Origin of the sequence: Streptomyces sp. V4I8, from assembly GCF_041261225.1 — a bacterium.
Taxonomy (GTDB): domain Bacteria; phylum Actinomycetota; class Actinomycetes; order Streptomycetales; family Streptomycetaceae; genus Streptomyces.
Window position 1 is genome coordinate 1,272,256 of sequence record NZ_JBGCCN010000001.1, and the last position, 19,613, is coordinate 1,291,868.

A 19,613-nucleotide genomic window follows, 5' to 3' on the forward strand; every position below is an offset into this window, starting at 1 on the left:
CATCGCAAGGCCGCACAGACGACCGGGGGCACCCGAGGTCGACCGAACGAGGATCGGGCGGCCTCTGGCCACTCGGGATCACCGGTGTTACAAAGGTCGCATGGCGAATAGTTTCGCCCGTTTTCGACACCTGTCGTCGGTCAAGCGTCTGATCAGCAAGAGCACGCGGAGCGTGGCCGGGCAGGTGTTGGTTTTCCAGGTGGCTCTGGTCGTGCTGCTCGTGGCCTGCGGCGTCTTCGCTCTCATCCTGCAGTCGGAGCGGGACACCAACGCCGAGGCCAGGCGCCGCTCCACGGCCGTGGCGCAGACCTTCGCGCACGCACCAGGCGTCCTGGCGGCATTGCAGACCCCGGATCCGAGCAAGATTCTCCAGCCGCTCACGGAGGCCGCCCGGCGGGCCTCCGGCGTCGACTTCATCGTGATCATGGACACCCAGGGCATCCGGTACACACACCCCTTGCCGGACCGGATCGGAAAGCGGTTCGTGGGCGAGATCGGGCCGTCGCTGGCGGGCAGGGTCTACGTGGAGAGCGTCAACGGTCCGCTCGGTCGCGAGGTGCAGGCCACGGTCCCGATCGAGAACGCCGACAGCGAGGTCGTGGCCCTCGTCTCGGCCGGGATGAAGGTCAAGAACGTCGAAAGCCAGCTGGACCGGCAACTACCGATCATTCTGGGCGCCGGAGCCGGAGCGCTCGCGTTGTCCACCGGGGTGACGGCACTGGTGGGCAGGCGGCTGCGACGGCAGACACACAGCCTGGCCCCGGACGAGATGACCCTGATGTACGAGCACCACGACACGGTGCTCCACTCCGTGCGGGAAGGGGTGCTGATCGTGGCCGCCGACGGGCGGCTGATCCTGGCGAACGACGAGGCCAGACGACTGCTGGAGCTGCCCCCGGACGTCGAGGGACGGCTCGTCTCGGAACTGCCGGGCCTCGATCCCGAGACGAAGGCGCTGCTCGCCTCCGGGCGCGAGGCCACCGACGAGGTGCACCTCGCGGGAGAGCGACTGCTCGCGGTCAACCAACGGCCCACGGATCGCGACGGAGGTCCCAAGGGAACGGTGGTGACGCTACGCGATTCCACCGAGCTGCAGGCTCTGACCGGCAGGGCGGAGGTGGCAAGGGAGCGGCTCAGGCTGCTGTACGACGCCGGGCTGAGCATCGGTACCAGCCTGGACGTGCTGCGCACCGCCGACGAGTTGGCGCGCGTCCCCGTTCCTCGCTTCGCGGACTTCGTCACCGTGGACCTGGCCGACGCCGTCCTGCACGGCGAGGAGCCGGCCCCCACGGCGACGGACATGCGACGCGCGGCCGTGTGCGGCTCCCGGGACGACCATCCGCTCTCCGAACAGGGCCGGCTCTTCGACTATCTGCCCTCCACGCCCCAGGCGCGCGGCTACGGCAGCGGCCGCTCCCAGTTGGTGCGGGATCTTCCGACCGCCACGGAATGGCGCGTACAGGACCCGGAGCGCGCCCAGGCGATCATCGACTACGGCATCCGTTCCCTCATCACCGCCCCCATCCAGGCGCGTGGCGTCGTGCTGGGCGTGGCCAACTTCTGGCGCGCGGACCAGCATGAGCCCTTCAACGAGGACGACCTGTCGCTGGCGGAGGAGCTGGTGGCCCGTGCCGCGATAAGCATCGACAACGCCCGCCGCTACACCCGCGAGCACGCCCTGGCAGTCACCCTCCAGCGCAGCCTGCTGCCCCAGGCCATGCCCGAGCAGAACGCCCTCGACATCGCCTACCGCTACCTCCCCGCACAGTCGGGCGTGGGCGGAGACTGGTTCGACGTGATTCCCCTGCCGGGGAGCCGGGTGGCACTGGCCGTCGGCGACGTGGTCGGCCACGGCCTGCACGCCGCCGCCACGATGGGACGGCTGCGGACCGCGGTGCACAACTTCTCCGCCCTCGATCTGCCACCCGACGAGCTGCTGAGCCATCTGGACGACCTGGTCGGAAGCATCGACCAGCACGAGGCCGCGGAGAGCGCGGCGGGCGTCGTGGGCGCCACCTGCCTGTACGGGATCTACGACCCCGTGACGCGCCGCTATGTCGTGGCGCGGGCGGGGCATCTGGCGCCCGCGCTGGTCCAGCCTGACGGAACCGTCACCTTCCCGGACGTGCCGGCCGGTCCGCCCCTGGGCCTCGGCGGCCTGCCCTTCCAGACCGCGGAGCTGTGCCTCGCCGAGGGAACCCAGCTCGTCCTGTACACCGACGGCCTCATCGAGGACCGCAGGCGCGACCTGGACGTGGGGATGGAACTGCTGCGCGACGCGCTCATGGACCACCCCGGCCGGCCCCCCGAGGAGACCTGCCGGCACGTGCTGGACAGTCTGCTCCCCGGGCGCCCCAAGGACGACGTCGCCCTCCTCGTCGCCCGCACACGGGAACTGCCGCCCGACCGGATCGCCGACTGGGATGTACCGCCCGACCCGGCCGCCGTCGCGGGCATGCGCGAGGCCGTGTCCCAGAAGCTCGAAGCGTGGGACCTGTCGGAGTTCGGCTTCACCATGGAGCTCATCCTGAGCGAGCTCATCACCAACGCCATCCGCTACGGCGCCGGCCCCATCCACGTACGGCTGATCCGCGACCGCACGCTGATCTGCGAGGTCGCCGACGGCAGCAGCACCTCACCGCATCTGCGGTACGCCGCTACGACGGACGAGGGAGGCCGGGGCCTGTTCCTGGTCTCGCAGATGGCCGAGCGCTGGGGCACCCGCTACACCCCGCAGGGCAAGGTGATCTGGGCCGAACAGGCCCTGCCCGACGCCCTCCGGCAGCCCGCCCCGGCACCGGCCCACGCGGACACGCCCCCGGCCGAAGAGGCAGCCGCCCCGGACACCCCGACGTGACGGCGGCGGCGCACGGGACCGGCAGCGCACGGGTGGTCGCCCACGGAACCTCGCCCGCTCAGCCCCCAGGGCCCGAGTTCAACGCCGTGCAGCACCGACGCCCGAGTCCAGGCGGGCGAAGAGAAGATCGTCCATCGAGCTCACGGCTTGCACGCCCACACCGTGTCCCGCCCACCGGGGCCGGGCCGACCGTGGTTACTTGGGGGCATGCTCAGCGGAGTGCGCGCCCGTGTTCTGCCGGCCTCCCAGCGCCGCTCGCTGGAGGAACTGGCTCAGGATCTGGACCTGTCGTCCGGAGACACCAGGTCCAAGCGTTCGGCCTTCTGGACCATGCTGACGCTTTCGTCGGTCATCGCGGCCGGCGGAGTGCTCACGGACTCGACGGCCACCGTGATCGGCGCGATGATCATCGCGCCGCTGTCCACGCCGATCATGGGCATTGCCCTGGGCTCGGTGCAGCGCCGCCGCACCGGTTCGGTCAGGATCGTCCTCCTCGCCTGCCTGCTGGTGATCGCCATCGGGATGGTGTTCTCGACGGTGCTCCCCGGCGACTACGACCTGCTCTCCAACAGCCAGATCTCGGGACGGACTTCGCCGGGCCTGATGGACCTGATCGCCGCCCTGGCCACAGGCTTCGCCGGCGCGGTGGCACTCGCCCGACGGGATGTCGCCGCCGTGCTGCCCGGAGTCGCCATCGCCATTTCGCTCGTTCCGCCCCTGGTGGTCACCGGCGTCTGCCTGGGCCGGCTGGCGGGATGGCTCGCGCTGGGGGCGCTGATGCTGTTCGTGTCCAACCTCTTCGCGCTGGTCTTCGGCGGCATGGTGGTCTTCGCCACCCTCGGCTACCGCACTCAGGACGACCGAGCGGCCGGACGGCCAGCCCGCCGGGCATACGCCGCCATGGCCCTGCTCTTCGCCGTCGTGTTCGTGCCGCTGACGGCCAACACCGTCCTCACACTCCTGCTCGACGCCTGGACGGACCGGACCAAGGGCGCGGCGCAGCAGTGGCTCGCCGACGAGCCGGGCGCCTCCGTCACCGGTGTCGACGCGGAATCCCGGACCATGTACATCCATGTGCGCGCTCCCGGAGATCTCCCCCCGGTGGAGCCGCTGCTCGACCGGCTCGACGGACAGATCCCGGACGGGATCCCCGTCGTGGTGGACGCGTCGCGCGGTCGGCGCATCGATGCCGGCACAGTCGGCGGCTGAGCGGTCCGGGTCATACGGAAATCGCCGGCCGGGCCGAGCAGGGAGCGGCGGTATCGGCCGGGGAGCCGGCGGGCGGTGCGGAGGCGTCGTTCAGGAATGCGCGGATCGCGAAGCCCACCAGCATGATCACCACGGTCCACACCACGACTGCCGTGGTCGGGTGACTCGTTTGGTGACCGCCGCCCGCACATGGGGCGGACCAGGCGAGTGGACGGTGTTCGGAGGTGCGAAGGCCACGCGCCGATGCTGCAATTGAGGTGCGCTCCCCGACGCAGGAGGCGGGCGTGTCACAAGGGGGCAGCCGCGAGCACGAGCATCAGAGGCGACACCGTGAGCGACGAATTCGACGAAGTGGGCCCGATCGACTACCTGGTCGTGGAGTTCCCCGGCAACCGGATGACAGGCGAGGGCTTCCCCCTCCTGGTCGATCTCGTGGACCGCGGTCTCATTCGGATCATGGACCTGGTGTTCGTCAGAAAGGACGAGGACGGATCCGTGACCGGCATGGAGATCGCCGATCTCACCGGCGACGGCACGCTCGACCTGGCCGTCTTCGAGGGTGCGTCGTCCGGTCTCCTGGGCCAGGACGACATCGACGAGGCCGGCACCGCGCTGGAACCCGGCAGTTCCGCCGGCATCCTGATCTACGAGAACCTGTGGGCCGCGCCCTTCGCCGCAGCCCTGCGCCGTGGCGGTGCCAGGATGGTCGCCTCCGGGCGGATCCCGGTGCCCGACCTCGTCGCCGCCCTCGACGCGACCGACGCCCCTCGCTGACCGGAAACCGTGACGGCGCAGGGGCAGAAGGTGAGCGGGTGACCGGCACCTCGATCGGCTCTCGGCGCCGGTCACCGTCGACAACACCGGCGGTCACCGCCCCGGCAAAGGGAGTGTGTGCCGCTGCCTGCCCGTCTTTGACGGGTGATCAGTTGAAGGGGTCGAGCGTGAGGTAGGCCTGGCTGGGGTTGCCGTCGTGCACGAGGGACTCGTGATGCCCCACGTCGTCGAACGCGAACGCGTACGCCTTCCCGTCGGCCATCTGCGCGTGGATCTTACGGGCGTAGTGATTGGTGACGCCGTCCTTGTAGAAGGCGTCGGCGCCGGAGTCCGGCTGGTTGGGGTTGACCAGGAGCGTGGAGCGGTTGAACCCGGCGCACAGTGTGCGCGAGATCGGGCCGCGGATTAGGTCGTTCGGTGCGTCGAGCTTTCTGTGGCAGCCGAAGATGGAGGACGCGTCCGGCTTCTCGAAGCTGGTGACCACGGTGCCGGTGGCGTTGGTGAAGTTCATGACGCCGCCGGTGACCCTGCCGAAGTACCTGGTGCCGGGCTGGTCGGCGAACGGCGTGACCGTGAGCGTGGAAGTGGAGTACTTCTGCCAGACGCGGTTGACGTAGTCGTCCATGACCGAAGCGGGCAGCGCGCCGGTCTCCAGTCCGTACAGCGGCGACAGGGCGCGCAGTACGGTGCCGTCGGGGCGGGTCTGGATCAGGTTGGCCCAGCCTCCCGGTTGCCCCCTGAGGGCGTTGAGGAAGCCGTTGTACCCGCCCGCCTTGAGCCGGCCGGTGCTTGCCGTGCTGCCGTCGGCTCGCCGCACTCCGACTGAGTACGGGGCGGAGAACATGTCGACCTGTGTGCTGTTGATCCACAGGCCCGAGTCGTTCAACGTGTACTCCGACCAGTTGAACAGGATGTTCCGGTTCGGGTCGGTCGGGTTCTGCACAGCGGGCTGGACCAGGCCTCCCGTGGTGAGCCTGAACACCAGTTTCTGGCCGTAGGAGAAGTACACACGCCCCGAGAACTTCGGCATGCGAATCGTCGTGGACTGCCCTGCGGCCGGGCCGGGGATCGCGGCGTCCGGCGCGGGGGCCGGCGGGTTCCCGCCCGCCGGCCAGGGGTGGAACGTGCCGTTGGCGTCGCCCCATCCCTGCCGTCCGGTCGACAGTTCGGTGCCGAGGTTGTAGATGTACACCTGCTCGCCGCGGGACGAGTTGTTCGTGATCTTCAGAGGGATGGTCGCCGGGACGGCGGCGTGGGCCGGCGCCTCCACTCCGGTCGCGAGCAGCGTGCCGACGAGGACCGTGGCGAGGGCCGACCCCACGGCCGTGGCCCGGCGCTTGAGTGTCCGTAACATGCTCTGTCTCCGTTCGACGATGGCCGATCGAGAAGTTCTTGAGAGCGCTCTCAGAGTTGCGCGCTGGTATGGACCTGTCAATAAACGGAACGAATGTCGGGACCGATTGCCGTGCGCCCGGCCGTCCCGCCGGCGTGCCCGCGGGGCCCCCGAGCCTGGTCCGCAGAGGTCGACGCCCGGCGGCGGCACAGCCTGGCCCGCAGAGGTCTACGCCCGGCCGCGGCACGGCCTGGCGCGGCCGGTCGTCGCCCGCGCCGGGCGCTCGCCGTCTCTCGCGCATCGAGCCAAGGAGGCGGAAGCGTGGCCGACGGCACTGCCGCCGTCGGCACGCCCGCACGTCGACCACGGCCCCGCACCGGGCCGGCACCGGACCTCGTTCAGTCCGACGACCGTGGCACAGTCCGGACGGATACCGTGGCAGGCCCGACAGCAACGCCGCACGCCCAGCCGAAAGAGGGTGCTCGTGGATGGAGCCGCACACGAGGGGCCGCCCCGCGGGCCTGTTCGTCGGCCTGTGCACGCTGGATGTCATCCAGCTCGTGGATCACGTGCCGGCTCCCGACGAGAAACTGACGGCTCGTCAGCAGGTCGTGGGGGCGGGCGGTCCGGCGACGAACGCGGCCGTGGCCTTCGCCCACTTGGGCGGCGCGGCCTCGCTGCTCACCGCGATCGGTTCCCATCCCATGGGACATGCGATCACCGCGGACCTGGACCGGGCGGGCGTGACCGTGTCGGACCTGGCAGCGGACTCGGTCGAGCCGCCTGCCGTGTCCTGCGCCCTGGTCACCGCGTCCAGCGGAGAACGCGCCGTCGCCTCGACCAATGCCACGGGGCACCGGCTCGGTCCGCCCGACAATCTCGACACGTGGGTGGCGGCCTGCGACATCGTCGAGTTCGACGGCCACCACGGGGAGCTGGCTCAGGCCACCGCCCAGGTCGCGCGGGCCGCCGGTCGCCGGACCGTGCTCGACGGGGGCAGCTGGAAGCCGGGTACGGAGAACCTGCTGCCGTCGATCGACGTGGCCGTATGCTCGGCCGACTTCCGCCCACCGGGCACGGACACACCGGCGGACACCCTGCGGTTTCTGCGGGACCACGGGGTCATGTGGTCAGCCGTCAGCCACGGAGGACAGCCCATCGTGTGGGCGGGCCCCGACGGCGCCGGGACCGTGGAGGTGCCTCCTGTGCGGGTGGCGGACACGCTGGGCGCGGGTGACATACTGCACGGCGCGCTCACCCACCAGCTCGCGGGACAGCGGCAGCTGACCGTACAAGGCTTCGTCGAGGCCCTGCGTGCCGCGGCCGTGGTGGCCTCGCGGTCGTGTGCCTCGTTCGGCACCCGGGCCTGGATGCGGGACGGGTGACGCCGTGCCCTGCGAGGGGCGACGCCCTGGAACGGAATCTGCCACAGCAGCAGGCGTGGGCGCGGTCGCAGCGGACATGCAGCGGGCCGAGCCGAGTGCTGCAATGGCCACAGGGGCTGTTCCTCCGGCTGTGCCTCGGGTGACCGCCGCCCGACGAGGCGTGACCGGGCCCGAGCCCCCTTCTGACACCGGGCACGAGGTCGGCCCTCCACACCACGCACGGATCACAGGGAGATGAGTGACATGCCAGGACTCCTTCGCGGGGTCGCCCGCACGGCCGTCATCTCGGGGACGGCCACGGCGGTGTCCAACCGCGTCTCACGGCGGCAGGCGGGCCGGTGGGCCGAGCAGGACCGCGAACAACAGCTCGCCTACCAGCAGGACGTCACACCGCCCGCAGCCACCGCACCGCCGTCGGCCGCCGACGAAATGACCACCAAGATCGACCAGTTGAAGCAACTGGGCGATCTCAAGGCCCAGGGAGTGCTCACCGACGAGGAGTTCGAGGCCCAGAAGCGCCGGATCCTCGGCTGACCCGGAGGGAACGGATAGCGCGCGAGCCGAGGCCTCCGACTCTCTCTCCCCCCCGCTGCCGGTACGCAGCCGACAGACGCCGACCGGCTGCGTGCCCTCCTGCGGAGCCGGGCCTACCAGAGGGCCCTGGTCCGCACGCCCGGGCCAGGCCCTGGCCGCTCTGCCGGGAGTTGTCCTCCGGCCTTGACCGGAGCGGAGCGCGGCAAGCGGCCCCCGGTGGCTGATCGACCACGCGATGGCCCCCGTCTGGGAGGTCAACAACGTCTGGCTGATCTTCGTACTCGTCATCATGTGGACGGGTTTCCCCGTCCTCTTCCAGCAGTTGTTCCAGTCGATGTGGCTGCCGCTCACGCTGGCCGCCGTGGGCACCGTGCTGCGCGGCGCGGGCTTCGCGCTGCGCAAGTCCGCCCGGCGGTTGGCCGGACGGCGCTTGTACGGCGCGGTGTTCGCCGTCGCCTCCCTCCTGACACCGTTCTTCCTCGGCGTCGCGGCCGGCGGAGTGGCGTCGGGCCGAGTGACCGCCGGTACGAAACCCTCGGAGCAGGCCTGGGCCCACCCCACCCCCGTGCTGTTCGGTCTGCTCGCCGTGGCGACCACCGCCCTGCTGGGCGCGGTGTTCCTCGCCGCGGACGCCCGGCGCTTCGGCGCGCCGGATCTGGACGGCTACTTCCGGCGGCGGGCACTGGCCGCGCTGGGCGCCGTCGCCGCCCTCGCGGTGATCACTCCGGTCGTCGCACAAGACGACGCGGCGCATGTGTGGCACGGGCTCACGCACGGAGCAGGACTCGTCTTCGTGGTCGTGGCGGCCGTGAGCACCCTCGCCACCGCCTGGCTGCTGCTTCGTCCCTCCGGCGGCTGGTCCCGCGTCACGGCGGTCGGCGTGGTCGCGTCCGCCGTCATCGCCTGGGGCATGGCGCAGCGCCCGTATCTCGTCCCGACCTCGCTGACCGTCGCCGAGGGGGCGGGCGCGGACACCACCCTGCGTTGGCTGGGCCTGGTCACCCTCGTCGCCGTCGTGCTCGTCATGCCCGCGGTCGTCCTGCTCTACTGGCTGGACACCCACGGGGAGTTGGAGGGCCTCACCGACGCCGATCTGCGGCGCGGTGCCGGTGACGAGGGCTGAGTCCCACGGCCGGCCCCGGCCGCCGGCCTCGTCAGGTTCGGTCGAGAGCCGCGCTGAGGGTGACGGCCGCGTCGATGAGGGCGAGGTGGGTGAAGGCCTGCGGGAAATTGCCCAGCTGACGGCCCGTCGGGGCGATCTCCTCCGAGTACAGGCCCAGATGGTTGGCGTACCCCATCATCTTCTCGAACACCAACCGCGCCCTGTCGGTGCGTCCGGCGCGCGCCAAGGCGTCGACGTACATGAAGGTGCACAGCGAGAAGGTGCCTTCCGAGCCAAGCAGGCCGTCGGGTGAGGCTTCGGGGTTGTAGCGGTAGACCAGGCTGTCACTGACCAGTTCCTCTTCCATGCCGCCGAGAGTCGCCTTCCACATGGGGTCTTCGGGAGTGATGAACCCGACCGTGGACATGCGCAGCAGCGAGGAGTCGAGGACATCGCTGCCGTAGTGCTGGACGAAGGCCTGACGTCCCTCGCTCCAGCCCTTGGCCATGACCTGCTCGTAGCAGTCGTCCCGCGCCCTGCGCCAGCGTTCCGCGGCGGCAGGCCTGCCGTTCGCTTCGGAGAGCCGCAGGGCGCGGTCGAAGGCCACCCAGGACATGACGCGGCCATAGGTGAAGTCCTGCCGCCCGCCGCGGGTCTCCCACAGGCCCTCCTCCGCCTGGTCCCAGTGGTCGACCAGCCAGTCGAGGTTCGTCAGCAGCGCGTTCCATCCGTGGTGCCCCATCCGGAGACCGTGCCGGTGCGCGAAGTAGATGCTGTCCAGCGCCTCGCCGTAGATGTCCAGCTGGAGTTGCGTGGCCGCGCCGTTGCCGATGCGCACCGGGGCGGAACCCGCATAGCCCTCCCAGTGGTCGAGGGTCTCCTCGTCCAGGTCGGAGGAGCCGTCCACCTTGTACATGATGTTCAGCGGACCCGTGTCGCCATGTCGTCCGGCGCGCTCCTTGACCCGGTCGGCGAGCCACTGGATGAACGCCCTTGCCTCGTCGGTGAAGCCCAGCCCCACCAGGGCGTACACCGAGAAGGACGCGTCGCGTATCCAGGTGTACCGGTAGTCCCAGTTGCGCTCGCCGCCCAGTTGTTCCGGGAGCGCCGCCGTCGGGGCGGCCACCACGGCTCCGGTGGGCGCGAAGGTCATGAGTTTCAGTGTGATCGCGGAGCGCTCCACGGTTTCGCGCCAGCGACCCGTGTACTGCGCCTGGCGCAGCCAGGTACGCCAGAACTGCACCGTCTCGTCGAAGAGTTGCTGGTACTCGGCCAGTCGCAGTTCCCTGGGCGGCCCGTCCGCCGCCCACTCCAGGCACAGCCCGCGCTCCTGGCCCGCCTCCAGGGTCAGCGTGAAGTGCAGGGCGTCGCGGCGGTCGGCCAGCACGTCGAGCAACCGCTCGTCGTCCGGTTCACGGATGGGGTGGACTGTGAGTTCCGAACCGTCCTTCGCGGCGAACACCGCCCCGTGCGTGCTGATGTGCAACCGGTGCGCCTGCCGCCCGTAGTCGAACCGCGGCGCTATCTCCACCTCGAACGTCATCCTGCCGCGCACACATCGGACGATGCGCACCAGACGGTGGCTCTCGGTGACCGTCCTGCCGGTCACCGGCATGAAGTCGATCACCTCTCCGGCACCCGCCTCGGTCATGAAGCGGGTGACCAGGATCGCCGTGTCGGGGAGGTACAACTGCTTGGTCGCGTAGGCATGGTGTCTCGGCCGGACCGTGCAGTGCCCGCCCTTCTCCTTGTCCAGCAGCGCGCCGAACACGCTGGGCGAATCGAATCTCGGGGCGCAGAGCCAGTCGACGCGGCCGTCGGACGTCACCAGCGCTGCCGTCTGAAGATCGCCGAGGAGCCCGTGGTTCTCGATCAGTGTGTAGTCGTCCATCGGGGCCGCCCTTTCGGTGCGCGATTCACCCGAACGCCCCACGCATCAGATTAAGCCGAGGGCCCGGGATCGGCGCGCGGAAACGAGGGCCGTGGGTGTCCCTCGCCGCGCGGTGCCGTATGTCAACCTGCCAGCTCGTAAATGCTTTTTCCCGTCAGCCACAGGCCGATCACGACACTGCCGAACACGATCGCCTGTTGTGCGTGGCCCCCCATCCAGGTACGCAGCCCCAGCAGCCGGCGCTGGGCCGACGCCGGATGGAGCACCACGTACAGCTCGGCGGTGAGCAGGCTGGCGGTCGCGAGGACGCAGAACGCGCACAACACCAGCCAGGTCATGGGGTGGGAGGCGTCGGCATCCACCACGGTCACGGCTCCACCGGCGACGAGTCCCCACGGCTGGAGAAGGACGGCGAGTCCCGCCGCCGGCCAGATCGCGCCCCGGTCCAGCCGGTCCCGGAGGAAGGAGGACGGCCCACCACGCGACGGCGCGGAGACGGGGGCGGGCGGATCGGTTCGGCCCGGGTGGCGGTGTGGCACCTCGGTGGTGGTCCCGCTCGGCGTGCGGTGGTGGACGGGCCGTCGGTGGCGGCGGACGCCGTACACAATCAGCGACACCCCGATCACGAGTTTGGCCGCGAGGTTCACCGTGGAGGGAGGCGACCTCGGCTCCGGGGGCTGCCCGCCGGTCAGCGTCAGTACCAGAGCGATCACCGCGACGAAACACGCCAACCAGCCCGCGATGAAGGCGAGCCCTGTCCGTACGCCTCTGGCGGATGCCACCACCAGGGCGAACGCCATGAGGGGAAGGGGGTCGAGCGTGATGGCGAGGGCGATGAGGAGCAGGTCGAAGACCATGGGCGATCCCGTCAGGCACCGTACGGGTCGAGCCTATGCACGGCCGTGATCCGCCGCATCTCATGGCAGGTGCCCCGTTTCGTTCCCCTGTACGCCCCACGTGCGGCGGAGTGCCGCAGCCCGCCGCGTCGCGCACTCTGGAGGTGGGAAGGAGCGGCTCGATGGACACTTGCGCAGGAGTGCCGTCGGCAGCTGGGATCCGGACGCCGTGCCCGGGCACCACGCGCGCCGGCGGCTGATGCGGCGCGGGGGTAGGCGCGAGGGCGCCGGCAGGCCGAGTCGACTCGACGGGATGAGGCGGGAATCCGGCGACCGGTGGCGGGTCCGCTCCCTGCTGCGCGTGTCATGGTGGCGTGGCCGTGTCCGGGAACTGGCTGCCTGGCAGAAAGCCTTCCACGCGCGGGTGGAGACCCGCTTCCCGGTGGTCACGGGACTCGTGGACCGCATGGCGTCGGTGAACATCTTCGACTCCGCGACCCGCGTCGCCGCGCAGTGCTTCCTGACGGCCGTTCCGTTGCTGTTCGTGGTGGGTGCGTACGCGCCGACGGCGGTGCGGGACCAGGTCAGCGCATCGATCAGTGCCGTCTTCGGTCTGACCGGGCAGGCGAAGGACGAGGTGAAGCAGGCGTTCCAGCCCCCTCCCGACGATCTGCGCCAGGCGACCGGCCTGGTAGGCCTGCTCATGGTGCTGCTGTCGGCCACCGCGGTGAGTCGCGCGGTGCAGCGGCTGTGCAGACGGGCCTGGCTGCTGCCCCGGGCGGGGGCGAAACTGGCCCCGTGGAGGTGGCTGGCGTGGATCGCCCTGTGGCTCGGCGCACTGGTCGTGCAAGGACTGCTGCACAACGGGTTCGGCCAAGGGATGGTGGGGCTGGGACTTGCGGTCATCCTGGTCATCCTGGTCATGCAGGTGGCCATGTGGTGGTGGACCCAGCACCTTCTGCTGGCCGGCGTCGTCCGCTGGGCGCCCCTCCTGCCCGGCGCCGTGATCACGGCGATCGCGGTGAGCGGCCTTTCCGTGACCGCGCACTTCTACATGCCACGGGCACTCAACCGGGCCTTGGCCGACTACGGTTCCGCGGGGTCGGTCTTCATCCTGCTGTCCTGGCTGATCATCGTGTGTGTGGCCATCGCCATCGGCCTCAGCGCGGGCGCGGTGCTCTCCCAGGAGCCCTTTCTGAAGCGCCGCCTCGGTACCCCTGCGTCGCCGCCTGACGAGAGCGAACACGCGTGAGCGAACCGTGGTGGAGGCCACACCTCCGGGTCACGGCCGAACGCGGGTCCGGCCCCGGTCAGCCGTTCGCGAGCAGTTCCAGCGTGTCGATCACGCGGTGGGAGAAGCCCCACTCGTTGTCGTACCAGGCGACCACCTTGATGTGGCGGCCGTCGACCCGGGTGAGGGCCGAGTCGAAGATCGACGAGGCGGGGTTGCCGGTGATGTCGGACGAGACGAGGGGGTCGTCGGAGTACTCGAGGACGCCGGCCAGCGGACCCTCCGCCGCGGTGCGGTAGGCCGCCAGTACGTCCTCGCGGGTGACGTCCCGCGCAACGGTGGTGTTGAGCTCCACGATCGAGCCCACCGGAACCGGTACGCGGATGGAGTCACCCGAGAGCTTGCCGTCGAGGCCCGGCAGCACGAGGCCGATCGCCTTGGCGGCGCCCGTCGTGGTCGGCACGATGTTGAGCGCGGCGGCGCGGGCCCGGCGGGCGTCGCGGTGCGGGCTGTCCTGGAGGTTCTGCTCCTGCGTGTAGGCGTGCACCGTGGTCATGAATCCGTGCTCGATGCCGGCGAGTTCGTCCAGGACGGCGGCCAGCGGTGCGAGCGCGTTGGTCGTGCAGGAGGCGTTCGAGACGATCGTGTGCAGGGCCGGGTCGTAGGCGTCGGTGTTGACCCCGTAGGCGAGCGTGACGTCGGCGCCGTCGGACGGCGCGCTGACCAGGACCTTCTTGGCGCCCGCGTCGAGGTGGGCGCGGGCGGCCTTGGCGGAGGTGAAACGGCCGGTCGACTCCAGCACGACGTCGACGCCGAGTTCGGCCCACGGCAGCTGCGCCGGCTCACGCTCGGCGAGCACCTTGATGCGGCGGCCGTCGACGACGAGGGTGTCGCCGTCCACGGTCACCTGACGGCCGAGCCGGCCGGCCGTGGAGTCGAAGGCCAGGAGTCGGGCGAGAGCGGTGGGCTCGGTGAGGTCGTTGACGGCGACGACCTCGAGGTCGCTGTCGCGTTCGAGCAGGACGCGCAGCACGTTGCGCCCGATGCGGCCGAATCCGTTGATGGCGATGCGAGTCATGGATGCCCCTTGATGTCCCTACGGTTCGTCACCACCAGGCTCCTGTGCGGGATCCGGCCGTGGCAGTGGCGAGAGCGCCATGGTTCGCAAGGATCGCGCCACGGCTCGGACGGCCCGCTACTCGCCGCGGGTGAAGGTGCGGCGGTACTCGCTCGGGGTGGTACCGAGGATGCGCTGGAAGTGCGTGCGCAGATTCGCGCCGGTGCCCAGACCCACGTCGTCCGCGATCTGCTCGACGCTCCGTTGCGACCGTTCGAGCAACTCGCGGGCCAGGTCGATGCGGGCACGCATGACCCACTGCATCGGCGTGTATCCGGTGTCCTCGACGAAGCGCCGCGAGAAGGTGCGCGGCGAGACCGCCGCGTGCTCAGCGAGGGCATCCAGGCTGAGGGGCTCGTCGAGCCGATGCAGGGCCCACTCCCGGGTGGCGGCGAACCGTTCACCGAGCGGCTCGGGCACGCTGCGTGGTACGTACTGCGCCTGCCCACCGCTGCGGTAGGGGGCCGCGACCAGGCGCCGGGCCGCGTGGTTGGAGGCGGCGACGCCGAGGTCACCGCGCAGGATGTGCAGGCACAGGTCGATGCCCGAGGCGGCGCCGGCCGACGTCAGCACGCTGCCCTCGTCGACGAACAGGACGTTCTCGTCGACCCGGACCAGGGGATGCTTCTCGGCGAGCGCCCGCGTGTAGTGCCAGTGCGTGGTGGCGCGCTTGCCGTCGAGCAGACCCGTGGCGGCGAGCGCGAAGGCGCCCGTCGAGATGGCGGCGAGGCGTGCGCCCCGGTCGTGGGCGGCGATCAGCGCGTCGACGACGGACCGCGGTGGGTCCTCGCGGTCCGGGAACCGATGGTCCGGGCACGAAGACGATGTCGGCCCAGGCGAGCGCGTCGAGGCCGTAGGCGACGTGGTACGCCAGACCGTCCCCGCCGGCCACCGGCCCGGGCGCCGCGCCGCACACCCGTACCTCGTACGGCATGCTCGCGCGCGTCGTGAACACCTGTGCCGGAATGCCGACATCGAGCGGTTTGGCACCTTCGAGCACCAGGACGGCGACACGGTGCAGGCGGGAGGGTGGCACGGGTACAGGGTAGAAGCGGTCGGCGCCGCCACGATCATCCGCACCGACGCCGTCGGCCTCGTCGGGAAGCAGCCGGTCGAGTCGGCCATCGGCCTGCGTCAGCGGGCCCGCCGCGCCTACGAGCCGCACCTCGCACGGGCTCCCTCTTGTCTCGAGCGGCACACCCCCGTACGCTCACTCTCCATACCGACCAGCTGGTATGCCACGTGGAAGCGTAGGTACGTGACGACGGCGGCCGACCGGCCGTACCGGCCACCGAGCCGACGCGACCGTCGAAGGAGCCGCCGCAGATGAGCAGAATCAACCGACAGGTGCGCCTGGCCGCACGTCCCGTGGGAGAGCCGCGGCCCACCGACTGGGAGCACGTCGAGGAGCCGGCCGGGCAGCCGGGCGACGGGGAGTTCCTGGTCCAGGTGCTCTGTCTGTCGATCGACCCGGCGATGCGCGGCTGGATGAACGCGGGCAGGTCCTACATCCGCCCGGTGGAGCTCGGCGAGGTGATGCGGGCCGGCGCGGTGGGAAGGGTGATCGCCTCCCGGCACTCGGGATTCGCGGTCGGCGACCATGTGTCGGGCTCGTTCGGCGTGCAGGAGTACTGCGTGTCGGACGGACGCGACGTGACCAAGGTCGACCCGGCGGCGGCCCCCTTGCCGACGTATCTCGGCACGCTCGGCATGTCGGGCCTGACGGCCTACTTCGGCCTGATCGAGGTCGGGCGTCCCGAGCCCGGGCAGACCGTCGTGGTCTCCGGAGCTGCCGGGGCCGTCGGCAGCGTCGTCGGGCAGATCGCCAAGATCCTGGGCTGCCGGGTCATCGGCATCGCCGGCGGTGAGGCCAAGTGCCGGCTGGTGGTGGACGAGTTCGGGTTCGACGCCGCTATCGACTACCAGAACGAGGACGTCCGCAAGGCGCTGCGCGAGCACGCTCCCGACGGCGTCGATGTGTACTTCGACAACGTCGGCGGCGACGTCCTGGACACCGTGCTGCTACGGCTGGCGCGCGGGGCCCGCGTCGTCGTGTGCGGCGCCATCTCCCAGTACAACAGCACCGAGCCGCAGGGCCCCGCCAACTACCTGTCGCTTCTGGTGAACCGCGCCTCCATGACGGGCATCGTGGTGTTCGACTACGCCGAACGGTACGCCGAGGGCATCGCGCACATGGCCACCTGGCGGGCGGAGGGCCGGCTGAAGTCCCTGGAGGACGTGGTGTCCGGCTCGGTCGCGGAGTTCCCCGAAACCCTGATGCGGCTGTTCCGTGGTGACAACCACGGAAAGCTGGTGCTGAAGATCGCGGACTGACCGGACCGAAGGGAGGAAGGCAGAGGGAGGAAGAGATCCGATGAAGGCACTGACCTACCACGGCCGTCACGACATCCGCTACGGGGATGTCCCCGACCCGGCCGTCACCAGCCCCACCGACGCGGTGGTGCAGGTGACCGCGGCCGGCATCTGCGGCAGCGACCTGCACATCTACGGCGGCAACCCGTTCAGTCCGGAACTGGGCTACACACCGGGACACGAGTGCGTCGGCGTGGTCGTCGACACCGGCGACCAGGTCACCCGCGTCAAACCCGGCGACCGTGTTCTGGTGCCCGCCTCTGCCGGCTGCACGCGGTGCCGGTCGTGCGCGGCCGGGTTCACCGCCCGGTGCGAGCGCGCCAAGTCGAGCACGGAGCTCTGCTACGGAGTGAGCCCGCAGCTCCCGGGCAGCCAGGCCCAGGCCCTGGCGGTGCCCTACGCCGACGTCAATCTGGTGCCCCTGCCCGAGGGCATCTCGGACGAGGCCGCCATCGTCCTGACGGACAACGCCCCCACCGCCTGGTACGGCTGCCGCCGCGCCCGCATCCAGCCCGGCGAGACCGTCCTGGTCATCGGCCTCGGCCCGGTCGGTCTCATGGCCGCCCAGTCCGCCTTCGCGATGGGCGCCGCGCGGGTGCTGGGCACGGACCTGGTCGCGGAGCGCCGCGCCTTCGCCGCCACCCTGGGTGTCGAGCCGGTCGAGGGCGAGGACGTGCGGGCGGCCGTACGGGAGATGACCGGCGGACGTGGGCCGGACGCCGTGGTGGAGGCCGTGGGCTCGGACACCACCATCGAACTCGCCCTCAAGGCCGTCCGACAGGCCGGCCGGGTCAGTGTCATCGGGGTCAGTCAGAGCAAGGCGTTCCCCTTCCACATGGGACTGGCGCAGATCAAGGAACTGGAGTTCGCCATCGGGCTGTGCTCGGTGCACTACGAACTCCCTCCTCTGATCGCCCTCACCCGCGCCGGCCGCATCAAGCCCGAGGTCGTGGTCTCCCACCGCTTCGCCCTCTCCGAAGGTCGGGCGGCGTACGAACTGTTCGCGGGCCGCTCCGACGGCGTCCGCAAGATCCTTCTCGACCCCACACGCTGACTCTCCTCCGCGGACCGCCGGACAGGGCGGGTCACCGTGCGGAGGAGCAGGGCTGCGGTCGCGATACGGATGGGCAGGGCTGCGGGCCTCGATGCGGATGGGCAGGGCTGCGGGTCGCCGTATGACATCCGGGCGGTCCGCGGCCGCGCGTCCGGGCGGCCCCCGCGCGCGGTCGTCGCCCGGACGCGCGGCCCCGCCGCCAAGCGGGCCACTGTACTTCCAGCCCTAAGGAGGTGTCGCTGCCGGCGAGTACGCGGCACTCGGAGGCGGCCCGGCGGCCACGGTTGGTTCGCTCCGCCCCGGCGTGACGCCCCGTCATCTCCGCAGGCTGCGATGGCCTCAGCCTGTCGCCGCGGCAAGACCCATGGCACTCAAGGGGCTTCCCCTCCCTGGGGCACGACATCCCCATTCGGCCATTCCCGCGTCCGTCCGTGGACACCGGACCGTCTGAATGGAACGCTCGCTACAGACCGCGGGCGGTCCCCAGGAAGTACGCCCCCCCGGCCGCGCCGACGCCGTTCCCGTACGCGCCGCGCAGCGCTCACCAGCTCGAAGTCCTCGCCGCTGCCGAGTCCTGGTACGCCCCGATTCCTCACCGAGAGGGGTTCACCGCATGAAGTGCTCAGCCGTCACGGCCGCAACCGCCGCCGTTCTCCTTGCCATTGCGACGCATCCCGTCGCCCATGCCGCGGCTCCCCCGGCCGCCGGGCCCACCGGGCCCACCGGGCCTGCCGAGTTCACCGTGGACACCACCGACGACGCGGTCGACGCCGACGGGTCGGACGGCAGGTGTCTCACCGCCTCGGGCGCGTGCAGTCTGCGGGCCGCGGTGATGGCCGCCAACTCCCGGCCGGCCAGTACGATCACGCTGCCTCCCGGCCACTACCGGCTGACGATCCCGCCCGACCCGCGGCTGATCATCGGCGACCATCCCGACCCCACCACGGGGGACCTGAACGTCGCCGCCCGGACCACGATCAAGGGCGCCGACGCGCGGACCACCGTCATCGACGCCAACCACCTGGACCGGGCCTTCCGCATGCAGGCGGACAGCAGGCTCTCCGATCTGACGATCACCGGAGGAGTGACCAGGCAACGCGAACTGCCCATCACCGACACCGGTGGTGGCGCGATCGCCAACGGACACCACATGACGCTGCGCCGGGTCACCGTGAGCGGGAACTCCGCCGGTTACGGCGGCGGCATCTTCAACGTCCCGGGCTCCCACCTCGATCTGGTCGACAGCACCGTCAGCGGGAACGTCGCCGGAGAGGCCGGCGGCATCCGGTTCGACAGCACCGGCACCGTGACCAACTCGACGATCGCGGACAACCGGGTGACGAACCCCGGCGACCGTCCGGGCAGCCTCGCCGGTTACGGCGGAGGCATCGACATCCGGGGAAGGGGGCCCGTGGAGATCCTCAACTCGACCATCACCGGAAACCGTTCGAGCGATGGCGGGGGCGGGATCAACTTCGCCCCCGCCTATCTCGACAGTCTGCCCGCACCGATCCCCGACGTCATCGATCTGCCCCTGGGGCGCATGACGCTGCGCAACTCCGTCATCGCAGGCAACACCGTCGACGGCGCGCCCGCCGACTGCAAGAAGGCCTTCGCCACCATCGCGTCGCAGGGCAACAACATGGACGGCGACGGAAGTTGCCGACTCACCGCGGCCGGCGATCTACCCGGCCGTGCTCCGCTGATCGGACCGCTCGCGGACAACGGCGGCCCCACCGACACCGTCGCGCTGCTGCCGGGCAGCCCCGCCCTGGACGCGGCCGACGGCTGCCCGGCCACCGATCAGCGCGGGGTCACCCGCCCCCAGGGCGCCGCCTGCGACATCGGCGCCTTCGAGCAGACGTCATGACCCCACCCCAACCTGGCCTACCGCCGTCGGCACGGACCAGCGGTTCG

15 protein-coding genes and 1 pseudogene are annotated in these 19,613 nt (G+C 70.8%); 10 read left to right on the forward strand and 6 right to left on the reverse strand.

Features of this window, described 5'->3' with window-relative positions:
* Positions 1-100: 100 nt before the first annotated feature.
* On the forward strand, positions 101-2,857 hold the full coding sequence (locus ABIE67_RS05745) for a SpoIIE family protein phosphatase (protein ID WP_370254262.1): 2,757 nt from the start codon (positions 101-103) through the stop codon (positions 2,855-2,857).
* A 219-nt stretch (positions 2,858-3,076) separates the two neighbouring features.
* Positions 3,077-4,066, forward strand: coding sequence for a TIGR00341 family protein (locus ABIE67_RS05750; RefSeq protein WP_370254266.1), 990 nt, complete (start codon positions 3,077-3,079; stop codon positions 4,064-4,066).
* 10 nt (positions 4,067-4,076) lie between these two features.
* Here ABIE67_RS05750 and ABIE67_RS05755 read toward each other — a convergent pair whose 3' ends face one another.
* Entirely contained in the window at positions 4,077-4,211 is a 135-nt protein-coding gene (locus ABIE67_RS05755; protein WP_370254269.1) for a hypothetical protein, read from the reverse strand.
* 185 nt (positions 4,212-4,396) lie between these two features.
* Here ABIE67_RS05755 and ABIE67_RS05760 point away from each other — a divergent pair, with 185 nt between their 5' ends.
* On the forward strand, positions 4,397-4,840 hold the full coding sequence (locus ABIE67_RS05760) for a DUF6325 family protein (protein ID WP_370254273.1): 444 nt from the start codon (positions 4,397-4,399) through the stop codon (positions 4,838-4,840).
* Positions 4,841-4,988: 148 nt separating this feature from the next.
* Here ABIE67_RS05760 and ABIE67_RS05765 read toward each other — a convergent pair whose 3' ends face one another.
* The gene (locus ABIE67_RS05765) at positions 4,989-6,194 is read right to left on the reverse strand and encodes a glycoside hydrolase family 64 protein (protein WP_370254278.1); all 1,206 of its coding nucleotides are present in this window, start codon (positions 6,192-6,194) and stop codon (positions 4,989-4,991) included.
* A 467-nt stretch (positions 6,195-6,661) separates the two neighbouring features.
* Between ABIE67_RS05765 and ABIE67_RS05770 the strand changes: the two genes are divergently transcribed.
* The 3 genes from ABIE67_RS05770 (at position 6,662) to ABIE67_RS05780 (ending at position 9,215) form a co-directional block, all read left to right on the forward strand.
* Positions 6,662-7,558, forward strand: a complete 897-nt coding sequence (locus ABIE67_RS05770) for a PfkB family carbohydrate kinase (RefSeq protein ID WP_370254282.1) — start codon at positions 6,662-6,664, stop codon at positions 7,556-7,558.
* 243 nt (positions 7,559-7,801) lie between these two features.
* Positions 7,802-8,092, forward strand: coding sequence for an SHOCT domain-containing protein (locus ABIE67_RS05775; protein WP_370254285.1), 291 nt, complete (start codon positions 7,802-7,804; stop codon positions 8,090-8,092).
* Positions 8,093-8,327: 235 nt separating this feature from the next.
* Complete coding sequence (locus ABIE67_RS05780) at positions 8,328-9,215, forward strand: cytochrome d ubiquinol oxidase subunit II (RefSeq protein WP_370254288.1); 888 nt, start codon at positions 8,328-8,330, stop codon at positions 9,213-9,215.
* Positions 9,216-9,246: 31 nt separating this feature from the next.
* Here ABIE67_RS05780 and ABIE67_RS05785 read toward each other — a convergent pair whose 3' ends face one another.
* On the reverse strand, positions 9,247-11,085 hold the full coding sequence (locus tag ABIE67_RS05785) for a glycoside hydrolase family 15 protein (protein ID WP_370254290.1): 1,839 nt from the start codon (positions 11,083-11,085) through the stop codon (positions 9,247-9,249).
* Between the two features lie 122 nt (positions 11,086-11,207).
* Positions 11,208-11,942, reverse strand: a complete 735-nt coding sequence (locus ABIE67_RS05790) for a GAP family protein (RefSeq protein WP_370254294.1) — start codon at positions 11,940-11,942, stop codon at positions 11,208-11,210.
* A 292-nt stretch (positions 11,943-12,234) separates the two neighbouring features.
* Here ABIE67_RS05790 and ABIE67_RS05795 point away from each other — a divergent pair, with 292 nt between their 5' ends.
* Positions 12,235-13,173, forward strand: coding sequence for a YhjD/YihY/BrkB family envelope integrity protein (locus ABIE67_RS05795; RefSeq protein ID WP_370254298.1), 939 nt, complete (start codon positions 12,235-12,237; stop codon positions 13,171-13,173).
* A gap of 58 nt (positions 13,174-13,231) precedes the next feature.
* Here the strand turns inward: ABIE67_RS05795 and gap are convergent, their stop codons facing one another.
* Both gap and ABIE67_RS05805 read right to left on the reverse strand, forming a co-directional pair.
* On the reverse strand, positions 13,232-14,230 hold the full coding sequence (gene gap, locus ABIE67_RS05800; protein ID WP_370254302.1) for a type I glyceraldehyde-3-phosphate dehydrogenase: 999 nt from the start codon (positions 14,228-14,230) through the stop codon (positions 13,232-13,234).
* A 117-nt stretch (positions 14,231-14,347) separates the two neighbouring features.
* Positions 14,348-15,305 (reverse strand): annotated as a pseudogene (locus tag ABIE67_RS05805) (GlxA family transcriptional regulator).
* A 290-nt stretch (positions 15,306-15,595) separates the two neighbouring features.
* Between ABIE67_RS05805 and ABIE67_RS05810 the strand changes: the two are divergent.
* From ABIE67_RS05810 to ABIE67_RS05820, 3 genes are all read left to right on the forward strand, one after another.
* The gene (locus ABIE67_RS05810) at positions 15,596-16,603 is read left to right on the forward strand and encodes an NADP-dependent oxidoreductase (protein WP_370254306.1); all 1,008 of its coding nucleotides are present in this window, start codon (positions 15,596-15,598) and stop codon (positions 16,601-16,603) included.
* A gap of 40 nt (positions 16,604-16,643) precedes the next feature.
* A complete protein-coding gene (locus ABIE67_RS05815) occupies positions 16,644-17,696 on the forward strand; it encodes an alcohol dehydrogenase catalytic domain-containing protein (protein WP_370254311.1) in 1,053 nt (350 codons plus the stop codon).
* Between the two features lie 613 nt (positions 17,697-18,309).
* Complete coding sequence (locus ABIE67_RS05820; RefSeq protein WP_370254315.1) at positions 18,310-19,566, forward strand: choice-of-anchor Q domain-containing protein; 1,257 nt, start codon at positions 18,310-18,312, stop codon at positions 19,564-19,566.
* Positions 19,567-19,613: the final 47 nt, after the last annotated feature.